At 33.0% G+C, this 13,586-nt stretch carries 15 protein-coding genes; 4 read left to right on the top strand and 11 right to left on the bottom strand.

Going from position 1 to position 13,586, the window contains the following annotated elements; all coding sequences use genetic code 11:
• Window positions 1-38 precede the first annotated feature (38 nt).
• Window positions 39-1,220: an AI-2E family transporter gene (locus FP435_RS02060; RefSeq protein WP_265484113.1), complete on the bottom strand. Its 1,182-nt coding sequence runs from the start codon at window positions 1,218-1,220 to the stop codon at window positions 39-41.
• Between the two features lie 24 nt (window positions 1,221-1,244).
• Window positions 1,245-1,625, bottom strand: a complete 381-nt coding sequence (locus FP435_RS02055) for a PTS glucitol/sorbitol transporter subunit IIA (RefSeq protein WP_265484112.1) — start codon at window positions 1,623-1,625, stop codon at window positions 1,245-1,247.
• Between the two features lie 123 nt (window positions 1,626-1,748).
• Between FP435_RS02055 and FP435_RS02050 the strand changes: the two genes are divergently transcribed.
• Window positions 1,749-2,771 carry a lactonase family protein gene (locus FP435_RS02050; protein ID WP_265484111.1) on the top strand — a complete coding sequence of 341 codons (1,023 nt, stop codon included), beginning with the start codon at window positions 1,749-1,751 and terminating at the stop codon, window positions 2,769-2,771.
• 23 nt (window positions 2,772-2,794) lie between these two features.
• Here FP435_RS02050 and FP435_RS02045 read toward each other — a convergent pair whose 3' ends face one another.
• From FP435_RS02045 to FP435_RS02035, 3 genes are read right to left on the bottom strand one after another with little or no spacing between them, the layout of a single operon-like run.
• Window positions 2,795-3,682: an RluA family pseudouridine synthase gene (locus FP435_RS02045; protein WP_265484110.1), complete on the bottom strand. Its 888-nt coding sequence runs from the start codon at window positions 3,680-3,682 to the stop codon at window positions 2,795-2,797.
• Window positions 3,682-4,488: an NAD kinase gene (locus tag FP435_RS02040; protein ID WP_265484108.1), complete on the bottom strand. Its 807-nt coding sequence runs from the start codon at window positions 4,486-4,488 to the stop codon at window positions 3,682-3,684. Before FP435_RS02040 ends, FP435_RS02045 begins: the two co-directional genes overlap by 1 nt.
• Window positions 4,488-5,111, bottom strand: coding sequence for a GTP pyrophosphokinase (locus FP435_RS02035; protein ID WP_265484623.1), 624 nt, complete (start codon window positions 5,109-5,111; stop codon window positions 4,488-4,490). Before FP435_RS02035 ends, FP435_RS02040 begins: the two co-directional genes overlap by 1 nt.
• Window positions 5,112-5,192: 81 nt before the next feature.
• On the opposite strand from FP435_RS02035, the gene FP435_RS02030 reads away from it, so the two are divergent.
• Together FP435_RS02030 and FP435_RS02025 are read left to right on the top strand one after the other, a co-directional pair.
• Window positions 5,193-5,822, top strand: coding sequence for a CYTH domain-containing protein (locus FP435_RS02030; RefSeq protein ID WP_265484107.1), 630 nt, complete (start codon window positions 5,193-5,195; stop codon window positions 5,820-5,822).
• A 108-nt stretch (window positions 5,823-5,930) separates the two neighbouring features.
• Complete coding sequence (locus FP435_RS02025) at window positions 5,931-6,533, top strand: DsbA family protein (protein ID WP_265484106.1); 603 nt, start codon at window positions 5,931-5,933, stop codon at window positions 6,531-6,533.
• A 15-nt stretch (window positions 6,534-6,548) separates the two neighbouring features.
• On the opposite strand, the gene FP435_RS02020 is transcribed toward FP435_RS02025, so the two are convergent.
• The 6 genes from FP435_RS02020 to FP435_RS01995 form a co-directional block, all read right to left on the bottom strand.
• Window positions 6,549-7,415, bottom strand: a complete 867-nt coding sequence (locus tag FP435_RS02020; protein WP_265484105.1) for a competence protein CoiA — start codon at window positions 7,413-7,415, stop codon at window positions 6,549-6,551.
• Window positions 7,416-7,464: 49 nt separating this feature from the next.
• The gene (locus tag FP435_RS02015; RefSeq protein WP_265484104.1) at window positions 7,465-8,142 is read right to left on the bottom strand and encodes an adaptor protein MecA; all 678 of its coding nucleotides are present in this window, start codon (window positions 8,140-8,142) and stop codon (window positions 7,465-7,467) included.
• Window positions 8,143-8,281: 139 nt separating this feature from the next.
• The gene (gene spxA, locus FP435_RS02010) at window positions 8,282-8,680 is read right to left on the bottom strand and encodes a transcriptional regulator SpxA (RefSeq protein WP_265484103.1); all 399 of its coding nucleotides are present in this window, start codon (window positions 8,678-8,680) and stop codon (window positions 8,282-8,284) included.
• A gap of 246 nt (window positions 8,681-8,926) precedes the next feature.
• Entirely contained in the window at window positions 8,927-10,666 is a 1,740-nt protein-coding gene (gene ptsP / locus FP435_RS02005) for a phosphoenolpyruvate--protein phosphotransferase (RefSeq protein WP_265484102.1), read from the bottom strand.
• Entirely contained in the window at window positions 10,666-10,932 is a 267-nt protein-coding gene (locus tag FP435_RS02000; protein ID WP_265484101.1) for a phosphocarrier protein HPr, read from the bottom strand. The genes ptsP and FP435_RS02000 overlap by 1 nt, the downstream gene beginning before the upstream one ends.
• 119 nt (window positions 10,933-11,051) lie before the next feature.
• Complete coding sequence (locus tag FP435_RS01995; protein WP_416202970.1) at window positions 11,052-11,237, bottom strand: hypothetical protein; 186 nt, start codon at window positions 11,235-11,237, stop codon at window positions 11,052-11,054.
• Between the two features lie 137 nt (window positions 11,238-11,374).
• Here FP435_RS01995 and FP435_RS01990 point away from each other — a divergent pair, with 137 nt between their 5' ends.
• Complete coding sequence (locus tag FP435_RS01990; protein WP_265484099.1) at window positions 11,375-13,531, top strand: ATP-dependent Clp protease ATP-binding subunit; 2,157 nt, start codon at window positions 11,375-11,377, stop codon at window positions 13,529-13,531.
• Window positions 13,532-13,586: the final 55 nt, after the last annotated feature.

Here is a 13,586-nt window from a genome sequence, read left to right as displayed (position 1 = left end):
GTAGCACACCTGCCACGTTCACTTGTATTTATATTTTACTATTTACCAACAGAATTATCATCTGTTCCTGTCTCTTTTTCTTGTCCATTTTGATAAAAGGTAGACATTTTTTGATAGTATTTAAATATCCTTGTAACAATTATTTTTACTACCGCATAAACCGGAATAGCAAAAATAACTCCCCACAATCCAGAAACTGCGCTAGCACCAATTAACAATAAAATTGTTGTTACTGGATTCATATTCATCTTATTTCCCATTACTAATGGTGAAATCACTCTTCCTTCAATCGTCTGTTCAACTGCAAAAACAATTATCACCTTTAAAAGCATCATTGGTGAATTCATAATTCCTAAAATTAAAGCAGGAATTATTGCAATAAATGTTCCAAAATAAGGAATCATATTTAAAAAACCAGCCGCTACAGCCAAAGTTACTCCATAAGGTAAGCCAATGATGGAGTAGCCAATTGCAAACATTACTCCCACCCAAAAGGCAACTGTAATTTGACCCCTCACATATGAAGCTACTGCATGATTAATGTCGTGTAATAAACTTGCAAAGCTTTCCTGTAAATTCTTAGGCGCTACTTTAGTAATATAAGGTTTTAATTGATGACCATCTTTTAACATAAAAAACAAAACAAATGGTGCTGTTAAAAGCGTCATAAAAATCATTGTTAAAACATTTACTGCAGACAGGACATTATTAATTGCTAAATTCAAACTCTCTTGTCCACTCTTAAAAATTTTAGCTTGAGCATCAGAAACCGCTTGATTTAAATTACCCTTTACTTTACTTAAATGTGGATCACGTAATAATTTTTCAACCGCAGTTTGAGCATCATTCCAAATATTTGGCCAATTTTTTACTAAGGAATCTGTTTGCCTTTGTAAAACTGGAACAATTGACGTAATAATCCATACTAATAGCCCTACTACAATTAAATACAAAATTCCAATTGTTAAAATTCGCGGAAAATGTAATTTCTTTTCCAAAAAATCAACTACTGGATTCATCAAGTAATACTGAATTACCGCAACCAAAATAGGCGGTAAAATTGCATTAAAAAACGTCCAAAAAGGATTTAGAATAAAAGAAATTTTATTAAAAACTAAAATTATTAAAAAGAATAGCAGTATATTTAGTAATGCCACACTAAAACGGTTATTTAAAAACCATTTTTGAAAAAAATTAGTTGAACTTTTTTTCGTATTCACTTATCTTTCCCCAATTAATTTATTTTACCTATGTTCAAACACTATTTCATCCCCAACTGCAAACTGTGCAATTGGCTCTTCTTCTGCTTTTTCTAAATAAATTGCATTCTTCATCGGCTCTTGTGGTAACTCATCAGTAAAAATCAAAGTCGCATGTCCCATGCTCCGCATATTTATTTTTACAAGTGAACCCACAAAAAGAGCCAAATAAGTTTCTCCATTGATCGTGATAGTGTCATCTTTTTTTAAAATAAAACTATTAACAGGAGTATCCTGGTCAAATTTTTGAATGACAGAAACTTGCTTTAAATGTGGGGTTGCTGTTTCATTAAATAGAATTACTACATTCTCATTTTCTGAAACAGCTTCCGGTCCAATTTCTTGAATGGTACTAGTCCATTTCATTTACTTCACCTCTTAATAAAAGTGTATCATAACCAATCAGTTGAAAAAATAACAATTAAGTCTGCACAAATTCTTAAATCGTGGTATATTTTAGAAAATAACAGTTTAAGTAAGGAGAAAATAATGGAAATTTGGTTTGGTGGTTATACTAGCCACACCTCAAAAGGAATTTACTTAGGAAATAGCACCCAAGAAGGTCAACACCTTAAAATTAGTAAGATTGATAACCTACTTGAACTTAAGCGACCTACTTATTTTCAAATCAGCAGCGATAACTTATTATTTTCAATTATTGAAAAAGACGGCCAAGCTGGTATTGCTAGTTTTAATTTAAATACTAATCCGCCGGCCTTTATTGATGCCTTTTTGCACGATGGAGCTGCTCCTTGTTATGTTGGTTTAAATGAAGATAAACACCTTATTTACACGGCCAATTATCACTTAGCAACAATTAATGTTTTTTCCTATGATAATCAAGGAAAGCTAACTTTTATTACTTCAACCCACCACACCGGTCAAGGCCCTTTACCTGAACAAGCTAGTGCCCATCCTCATTTTTTTGATGAAACTCCTGATGGTAACCTAGTTTCTTGTGATTTAGGCCTAGATCAAGTCGAATTCTATCAATTAGAAAATAAGGAACTTACTTCAGTAGCTAAATATCAATTAGAACCTGGGTTTGGAGTTCGTCATCTTACTTTTTCTCCTGATGGGAAGTTTATGTTTATTGTGGGAGAACTCTCGAGCCAAGTTCACGTTGCTAAATTTAATGAAAAGAATTGGGCATTTGAAGCTATTGGTACTTATTCAACTATTCCAAATTTTGAAGGAAAAAATGGCGCAGCTGCTATTCGTATATCCAAAGACGGAAAATTTCTCTATGTTTCAAATCGCGGCGATAATAGCTTGGTTGTTTTTAAAGTTTTTGAAGATGGCAAACTAGAAATGATCCAAAGAATATCAACTTTTGGGGCCTTCCCGCGCGACTTTAATTGGAGCAATGATCAACGCTACGTAATTGCAGTAAATCAAAATTCTGATAATGCAACTTTGTATAAACGAAACTCAAAATTGGGTACTTTAACTCCCCTTCAAAAAAACATTACAGTTCCCGAAGCTACAAGGATTATTTTTAAAGAAGATTAAAGGGCTGACTATAGGTCAGCCCTTTAATTATCTAAACTATTCCATAAATTTTTCATATCCTCTGGATCGGGAATCTCAATTTGTTGCTCTTTTGAGGTGAATGGATCAGGATAACTCAACAAAAAACAATGTAAAGCTTGGCGCTTAAAATTATCCTTAATCCCATAAAGGGTGTCACCGTACAAGGGATGGCCCAAATGTTCCATATGAACTCTAATTTGGTGGGTACGACCTGTAAATAGCTGTAATTCAACCAAGGATGCTCCTTTTTTTTGAGCCAAAACTCTATATTTTGTTTGAGAGGGTTTCCCACTAGCTACCACATACCTTTTTACAGTCTCATCTTTTTTTCCAATTGGTTCATCAATCACTCCAACTAGTTCTTCTTGTGCAAAATTTCCATGAACAATTGCATGGTACTTTTTAATAAAAGTCTTTTTATTCATCTCACTAAATCTAGCTTGAGCCACTGAATTTTTTCCAACTAAAACTAAGCCAGAGGTATCGCGATCTAAGCGTGTGACAATATGAGGTTTAGCCTTCTTGTTTTCTTGACGTAAATAGCTTAAAAGGCGATTTACTACCGCATCACTATCTTCATAGCGGGAAGGAATTGATAAAACTCCAGCTTCCTTATTAACGATCAAATAATCATTCGTTTCAAAAACAATGTTTACTTTTTTATTCGAAGGCTTTAAAAAACTATTTTCTTTTTCCTGTCCTAAAATAAAAATTACTTCATCATTTTTCTTTAAATGAAAACTTGTATGTCGCCGCTTGTGATTTACTAAGATCATCCCTTGATGATGATTACTATTAATAATTGCCCTTTTGGAAAAACCATTTTTTTGTAAAAATCGTCCTAATTTACCTGGACTATCACTAGTTACTTTTAATTTAAAAAATTGCATTACTCTTTCTCATCGCCAATAAACGCATCTTTAACTCGACTCCAAAAGTGAGTATGTTGATATTTATCAAAACGAATTACATGTTGTGAAATACGATATTCAATTTTCTTAATATGTTTATGATTGAATCTAATTCCATCATAAGTTACCACATAGTGGTCATCATCACCTACTTCAGGCTTAATTGTAATCCATTCGTCAGGTGCAATAACAATTGGTGAAGATAAAGTTCTAAAAACTCGATTATTAATTGAAGCAATCTCTGTCATCTGTAAGGCTTTTAAACGTGGATGAATGACAGCACCCCCTAATGATTTACTATAAGCAGTTGATCCGGTAGGTGTTGAGACACACAAGCCATCGCCTTTAAAACTTTCAAAAAATTTATCTCGAATAAATACATCAGCTCGCAAAGTTTTAGAAACACGTTTGATAGTTGCCTCATTTAAGGCTAATAACTTCTTTTTCTCCCCTTTACGCGTTGTAATTACTAATTCTAAAAGTGGGTAAGATACAGCTGAAGGCTCTTTTTTTGATAAACTATCAACCATTTTTTCAATTTCAAAATGACGCCAATCAGTATAAAAACCTAAGTGGCCAGTATGCACTCCAATAAATCTTACCTTATCAATAATACTAATATACTTATGGAAAGCAGAAATGAGGGTTCCATCCCCACCAATAGTAATTACCACATCAGGATTTTCATTATCGATTTCTATATTTTTAATTTCTAAAAGCTTTTTAATGTTTTTTTCTACAGCTTTTGTTTCGACACGATCATTTGCAACAATTGCTACTTTCATCAATTTTTACCTTTTGTTTTCGCATAAATTTTATGTGCTTCACGCACTTCTTCCTTAATTGCAGACATTTCCTCATCAAGCTTATAAGCAGCCTCAGCAGTTGATTTAAGGCGTTCTGAGATGTCTTCTGGATATTTACCTTGATATTTATAATTCAAGGTATGTTCAACAGTAGCCCAGAAATTCATTGCTAAAGTTCTAATTTGAATTTCAGCGATGATTTTTTTTGATCCTTCAGGCAAAAAAATGGGGTATTCAATTACCATATGATAAGACCGATAACCTGAAGGCTTAGCATTTTTTATATAATCTCTTTCTTCAATTACTTGCATATCTTGCCGCTCATGAATTAAATCTACAACCTTATAGATATCGTCAACAAATTGGCACATGATTCTAATTCCGGCAATATCCTGCATATCTGTTTCAATAACTTCAGGCGCAATTACACGTCTTTTCATTTTTTCCTTAATTGAATCAATAGTCTTTACTCGTCCAACCACAAATTCAATTGGTGAGTGCTCCCCTTTATTTAAGTAACTTTTACGCAATGACCGAAATTTAACTTTCAATTCAGACACTGCTTGCTCATATGGCCATAAAAACAAATTCCAATCTTGCATTACTTCAGTTCCTTTCATTTTCAAACAAAATCATTCTAACATATAATAGTAATATAACGATTAATAATGGAGGATTAATTTATGGCAAAAAATATAGAAATTGAGTCAAAAACCTTATTAGATAAGGATACTTATGAAAAAATTAGACAAGCTTTTATTGCTAAATCTGATTTTATTCAAGAAAATTATTACTTTGATACGCCAGATTTCACCCTTAAAAATAACAATGCAAGTCTAAGAATTCGTCTTCTTGTTAATAATGGCGAACAAACTTTAAAAGTTAAAGAAGACCATCCTAAACAAGATAAGTATCATGAAGTCGTTGAAATCAACGACGTGCTTTCATTAGCTCGTGCAGAACAAATGGTTCACGCTGCTGCTGATAACGAACACTTTACCTTTGGTGGGGATGCTGGTGCGTACGTTGAAGAACATTTCGGTAAAGAAGTAGCTAATACTTTACAAATGTTTTCTTGGAGCAAAACTCGCCGCATGATTATTAATGGACCTCAAAATTGTGATCTTACTTTAGACTTGACAGAATTCCCAGATGGATACTATGATTTTGAGTTAGAGATCGAAAATGATGATCCTGATACCATCAAGAAGGTCCTCAATGAATTAGAAACTCAATTTGACTTTAAATCTACTAAAGAGAATACTAATCAAAACAAAGTTTCTCGTTCATTTGAACACCGTATTAAAAAATAATAAATTTAGATTAGTTATTTCGAAAATTCATTCCTATATATATATATATATATATATATATGGCTATATTTTTAACTATATAACTTATCAACGATAAGGAGACCCTATATGTATGAAGTTTTTTTCTTTACTAACCCTATAGGAATTAACTGTTTTGAAATGGAGCAAGAAATACTAACTGCTATTGATCAATCAAAAGAAAATGTGCTCTATCACTTTATTCCTATGGCAAATATCAATACTATCAGAAGCGATTTAATGGCACGTGGTTTATCTCCAAACAATCTAAAGTTGTTGAACCATTACTCTCAATCAACTTTTCATGCAATCAGAGACTATCATGCAATCAAACTTCTTAAAGGTAATAAGATTGCGCGGCAATTTTTATTTACCCTCCAAAACCAGATCAATGTAAAGCACATTGATTTTTCTCAACAAATTGTCGAAAAGATAGTCAATGATTTAGGGATTAATCTTAAAAACTTTAACCAAACACGTGAAAGTGCCTACACAAAACTTTCTATTGATAAAGATCAGAAATTAATTGAAGATTATAAAGTAACTACTACCCCTACAACCATGATCTACAATTACGATCAAGATATGGCAGGTGTCATGATTGAAGGAAATATTACCAGTGACAAGATTATTTCAGCTCTTCATCCAAATGATGATTCAGATTCTCAAACTTCTGAGTTACATTTAGTTTAGATTAAAATAGAGATGTCAATCGACATCTCTATTTTTTTGTCTTAAATACGCTAAAATTTTATTTTCTTCTAAAGGTTCTCTCCAACTTTGAAAAATCTCTTTAGGCAGATTTTCCAAAGTTAAATGATTAAGATAGAGAGCTTCTGCCACTCGAACTCCTAATTTTGTCTTGAGTCTAATTTGGTTAAGCAAGAAATTCTGTTCTTCCTTAATATTAACTTTTTTAGAAAAAGGAACCACACTTTTAAACGCAAATAACTTCTTAATTCCTAGTTCATTTAATTGAAAATTCTCTTGGAAATAAAAAATCTTATTAGATACTGGTGCCAAATGCATGTGATATTTCAAAGTAATCCTTTCTTTAAAAGGATTAATCTCCAAATAATACCAATTCCAATACTTACTTTTACGTAAAAAAATTTTTTGAGATTTTTTCAAACTCCGTTTTAAATAATGTCGTTGACCTACAATCCAAATATCTTTTACTCCAATTGCTTTATATAAATTATGCCGGTGGTTAAATTCTTCTTGTGACAAAGGCGCACATTGAACTTCAAAGGCTAGATTATTTTCAACCAAAACATCTGCACGTAACTGTTGATTAGCAAGTGGGATTTCAGTTCTTGCATAATACCCAGCTGCTATTAAACTACTACACATTAATTCTTTAGCTAATAGATGTTCTTGCTTTTCACCCTCCCCTTTAATAATGTGAACATGCTTAAAAAAGGGTACTTTCGTTTCTGATAAAATTAGAATTACCTTTTTCTGACAATTTGGACAGCGATAATTTTCAATATTTAGTTTTTTAATTCCTTCTTGAACCAAATTTGCTTCTTTAACAGCTAAAACTAAGTTTTTCTTCAATAAAGCTGCATACAATGTAATTCACCCTAATTTTAATACGAAAAAAAGAAGCAAATTTGCTTCTTTAATCAAAATACTGACGTAAATTATTTAATGCATCTTGTCTAATCAAACACTTACCCATTTTCTTAATTGGTGCAAATTCCTTTTCAGTCATACCTTGACCAAATTCATTTGCAATTACCCATGCATCTGACGGCTTTATTTCGCTAAAGCCACTATCCAAAAATGCACAATCCAGATAATAAGTATGGCGATAAACGTAAAGACTTGAAGCTAGTTCTGGAACCACCAAGGCATCTGCGAGAGAAATAGCAGAATCAATATTTTCAAATTTAAAAATACGACGATTACTATTTAAGTCTTCCTTTGAACTTTCACTTTTACCATTGGAAGAACCAAAAATAGTATCTGCATTTGCAGGTTTAAAATTCTTTTCTCCTAGTCCTTCTAAAAGTTGACGTAATGGATCATCTTTATTTGATTTAGGGTTTTCTTCACCATCAGGTACTTTGGAAATTAAAAGTTCTAATCCAGAGTTACTGGGCATCACTTGAAAAGTAACAGGCTGTTCTTTAGTAAATTCATGTTCAGTGTCCACTTCACTCAAAATATCATAGAAAAACTTTTGTATTTCATCTTTATTACCTAAAAGATCTAGAATTGTAATTCCACGCTCTTTCAATTCTTCAGCATTCATTGAGACTTTAATTGTATTTGCATTAATACGGTGTACTTGCATTTACTTTCACCTCACTATATTTTACTGACTGGTTCTATTGTACCCTAATTTTTTCAAGGAAACAAAAACGCTAGCTCAAAATAGCTAGCGTTCTTCGTTATTAATTGATTTTGTTTTTTGTTAAACTAAAAAAATACTTTTATAAACTAATCATAGCTTGTGCTTGTTCTAATTCTAAACGACGTACTGAACGTGGCAAGAATCTTCTAATTTCATCTTCATTGTAGCCAACTTGAAGACGGCGATCATCCATGATAATTGGACGACGTAGTAAACTTGGATTGTTTTCCACTAAATCGAGTAATTCATCAAGTGAAAGGTCATCCAAATTAACCTTTAAATTTTGAAATGTTCTTGAACGAGTTGAAATAATTTCCTCAGTTCCATTTTCGGTCATTCGCAATACTTGCAAAATTTCTGTCTTTGTTAATGGATTAGCAAAGATATTTCTTTCTTTAAATGGAATATCATGATCAACTAACCAAGCCTTAGCTTTACGACATGATGTACAACTAGGTGATGTATATAAATTTACCAATTAAATCCACGCTCCTTTTTTTGCGTGTAGTGTATCAAAACTACAAAACTACTAATAACAATTAATATTATAACCGCTTTCACTCTATACCACAATCAAAAACACTTAATATAACAATTTTTTTGAAAATTTTTTGTTTTTTCATTTATACGTTATATATTAAAGGAAATAAGTGAATTAATTGTGACTAAATTGTAAATTTTATACAATAAAAAGCAGTGGCTTTACTTTTCCACTGCTTTTTCATTAAATTTGAATATTAAGTTTTGCCATTGTTTCTTCAACTAATTTCTTATTTTCTTCATTAGTTTCAGATACATAACATGCCTTATTTGCTAATTCCTTAATATCTTCAGTATTAATCTTCTTCATTAAACTTCTGATACGTAAAATAGAAGTTGCACTCATTGAATATTCATCAAGTCCCATTGATAAAAGAATTGGGAACATAATACTATCACCTGCAGCTTCACCACACATACCACACCAAATACCATTTTCATGGGCTCCATCAATTGTATGCTTAATTAAACGTAAAACAGATGGATTATATGGTTGGTAAAGATATGAAAGACTGTCATTACCACGGTCAGCTGCCATCGTATATTGAATTAAGTCATTAGTACCAATTGAGAAGAAATCGACTTCCTTAGCAAATTGATCAGCAAGAACTGCAGCTGCTGGTACTTCAATCATCATACCAACTTGTAAGTCATCACCAATCTTAACCCCTTCTTCTACTAATTCAGCTTTTACGCCAGCCAAAATTTCTTTTGCCTTACGTAATTCTCCCAAAGTACCAATCATTGGGAACATAATACCAAGCTTACCGTAAGCAGAAGCACGAAGTAATGCTCTTAATTGAGTCTTAAAGATTTCTGTATTTTGCATTGATAAACGAATTGCGCGAACGCCTAGGAATGGATTCATTTCTTCCGGAAGATCCCAGTAGTCTAAGTGCTTGTCTCCCCCGATATCACAAGTTCTAATAATGACTTGCTTGCCATCCATACCTTCTAAGACTTCTTTATAAGCCTTAAATTGTTCTTCTTCTGTTGGGAAATCAGATGAATCCATGTATAAAAATTCAGTTCTGTATAATCCAACAGCTTCTGCACCGTTTTCTTTTACCCCTTTCATATCTTCTGGGGTACCAATATTAGCTGCAATAGTAAAGTGTTTGCCATTAGCAGTTACAGAAGGTTCATCTTTTAACTTCTTCCATTCTGCTTTTTGCTTAGCAAAAGCTTCACTTTTTGCTTTATACTCAGCAATTTGATCATCAGTAGGATTAATTAAGACATCCCCATCTAAACCATCAGCAATTACCATTTCTCCAGGTTCAACATCTGAAGTAATAGTTTCTGTACCAACTACAGCTGGAATTTCTAATGAACGAGCCATAATTGCTGAGTGAGCAGTTCTACCACCAATGTCAGTTACAAATCCCTTAACATATTTCTTATTAAGTTGAGCAGTATCACTTGGAGTTAAATCGTGAGCAATTACTACTACTTCATGATCAATAGCTGCAGGATCTGGTAAAGTTACACCTAATAAGTGAGCCATGATCCGCTTAGATACATCACGCACATCAGCAGCACGCTCTTGCATATAAGCATTATCTGTCATACCTTCAAAAATAGTGATGTATTTTTGAGCGGTCTCATCTAAGGCAGCTTCTGCGTTAATTTTTTGATTTTTGATTTCTTGTTCAATTGCACCAGTAAATTCAGGATCGCTTAAGAATAAAAGGTGAGCATCGAAGACTTGTGCTTCTTCCTCACCTAAACTTTCTTTAGCTTTATCGCGAACTTGTTCAAGTTCCTTAGTTGATTCTTCAACTGCTTTCTTAAAACGAGCAATTTCAGCATCAACATCTGTCACTGAAGTCTTTGAAAACGAAAGGTCAGGTTCTACCAACAAATATGCTGGAGCCACTGCAATTCCATCACTGGCTGCAATACCCTTTAAAGTTTTCGTCATTAGTCAGCTAAGCCTTCCTTTTTCATAGTATCAGCAATTGCTTCAATTGCTTCCTTAGCATCGTCACCTTCTGCAGTAACAGTTACGTCAGCACCTTGACCAACACCAAGTGACATAACACCCATAATAGACTTCAAGTTTACAGTCTTACCATTGTATTCTAAATTAATATCTGAACCAAACTTTGAAGCAGTTTGAACTAATAAAGTTGCTGGGCGAGCATGGATACCTGTTTCTGCAATAATATGAAATTCACGTTTTTCCATTTTTGAATCTCCTTTAAATCTTTAATGTTTTAGGGGTGTAACCCCTTTCTTGTTATTAGAATATCATTTTTTTAATTTTAAAACAAGAATCTTCACTGAAATTGTTTTCATTTTAATAATTAAGTTTCACTTTTAATTTTCGTATATAAAATTGTACCGCCTCTTTCAGCTTTTCCTGTTATTTCCTGACGTCGCCCAAATTTTCGTAAGGTCTCTTGAAAACTAAAAGCCTTTTGAGGCTCTACTCGATACTCAGTTAATTCTCCATCAGCTAATTTTATTAAAATTTCTTCATATTCTTTCATCTTTTCAATCACCATTTTAAATTTATTAAGTTTTTCTTACGAAAAGTAAGAAATTGAAGTTTAGCACTTGACGAATTAGAGTGCTAACGATTACAATTACCAATAACATATTATACAAATAAAAAGGAGGCTGGCACATGTTATGTGAAAATTGTAATGAGCGCCCGGCTACTATTCGCTTCTATGCAAACGTAAATGGCCAAGGCCGCAATATATCTTTATGTCAACAATGCTATCAAGAATTAAAAAATATGCAAGGAACTAATAAAAATATGAATAATGAATTTTTTGGTGATTTCGATGAATTTTTAAATGCATTTTCTGGAAATCAAAATCGTAATAATCAAAATCCTAACCAAAGAAATATGGGAGCAGGCGGACGTAATGGTGGACGTCGTCCTAAAAGACCTTCCCTTTTAGACCAATACGGAACTGATCTCACCGAATTAGCCAAAAAAGGCAAAATAGATCCTGTAATTGGTCGTGATCAAGAAATCGCTCGTGTAATTGAAATTCTAAACCGAAGAACTAAGAATAATCCAGTTTTAATTGGTGAAGCTGGTGTAGGTAAAACGGCTGTTGCTGAAGGACTAGCACAACAAATTGTTGACGGCTCTGTTCCAGCAAAATTACAAGATAAACGCATTATTTCTTTAAATATGGTTTCTTTAGTTCAAGGAACTGGAATCCGTGGCCAATTTGAACAACGGATGGAACAATTAATTAAAGAATTAGAAGAAAAAGACGACATCATACTTTTCATTGACGAAATTCATGAAATTGTTGGTGCTGGTAATTCTGAAGGTGGAATGGATGCTGGTAACATTATTAAACCAGCTTTAGCTCGTGGTGAATTTCAATTAATTGGAGCTACTACTATCAAAGAATTTAGAAATATTGAAAAAGATTCTGCCCTAGCTAGAAGATTCCAACCAGTTCAGGTAAAAGAACCTTCAATTGAAGAAACCATTAAAATCTTACAAGGTATTCGTCCACGCTATGAAGATTATCATCATGTAAATTACACTGATCAAGCAATCGAAGCAGCCGTTAAACTTTCTTCACGTTATATCCAAGACCGCTTCTTACCTGATAAGGCAATTGACTTACTTGATGAAGCTGGGTCAAGAATGAACTTAACCATTCCTTATGTCGATAGTAATAAATTAGCAGAACGTGTTAATGTTGCTGAAGATCTCAAAAAACAAGCTTTATCTAATGAAGATTATGAAAAAGCTGCTTACTATCGGGATCAGATCGACAAGTATAACAAATTAAAGGATCAAAAAGTTGATCCAGATAAGACCCCTGTCATCACTGATAAGATCATGAATAAGATTATTGAAGAAAAAACTAACATCCCTGTTGGCGAATTACAAAAACAAGAACAAGCTCAATTGATTAATTTAGCAACCGATTTGCAAAAGAATGTTATTGGTCAAGATGAAGCTGTTAATACAGTTGCTCGTGCTATTCGTCGTAATCGTGTTGGTTTTAACAAAACAGGCCGACCAATTGGCTCCTTTCTTTTTGTAGGTCCTACAGGTGTTGGAAAGACTGAATTAGCTAAACAACTTGCAAAACAAGTCTTTGGTACTGAAGAAGCAATGATTCGCTTTGACATGAGTGAATACATGGAAAGCTATTCTGTCTCTAAGTTAATTGGATCTGCTCCAGGTTACGTTGGTTATGAAGAAGCCGGTCAATTAACCGAACGAGTTCGTCATAATCCATACAGCTTAATTTTATTTGATGAAATTGAAAAAGCACATCCTGATGTCTTACACCTTTTCTTACAAATTTTAGATGATGGGCGTTTAACTGATTCTCAAGGTAGAACAGTATCATTTAAAGATACAATCATCATTATGACTTCAAATGCTGGTCAAGGCATCAAAGAAGCTTCTGTTGGATTTGCTGCTGAAAATTCTCATCAAGAACAATTTAAACGTGTCATGAGTCAATACTTTAAACCAGAATTTCTTAACCGTTTAGATGATATTGTTGAATTTAAGCCATTAGTTAAGGATAATTTACTTAAAATCGTTGATTTAATGCTTAATGAAACCAATGAAATGGTTAAAGATGAAAATCTTCACATTGATGTTGCAGACGATGTTAAACAACTACTTGTTGAAAAAGGATATGATCCTACAATGGGTGCGCGTCCATTACGTCGCATCATTCAGGAACTCATTGAAGATAAAGTTGCTGATTATAAATTAGATAATCCAACTGCTAATGATTTGACTGCCTCATTAGAAAATGAAGAAGTAGCTATTCACGAAAAATAATTTAATTTTCAACTTCCTTCTAAAAAAGCGTATACTAACTACTAGAGGTTTTTAC

Origin of the sequence: Lactobacillus sp. PV037, assembly GCF_014522345.1 — a bacterium.
Taxonomy (GTDB): Bacteria; Bacillota; Bacilli; order Lactobacillales; family Lactobacillaceae; genus Lactobacillus.
This window is presented reverse-complemented; position numbering and strand designations above follow the sequence as displayed.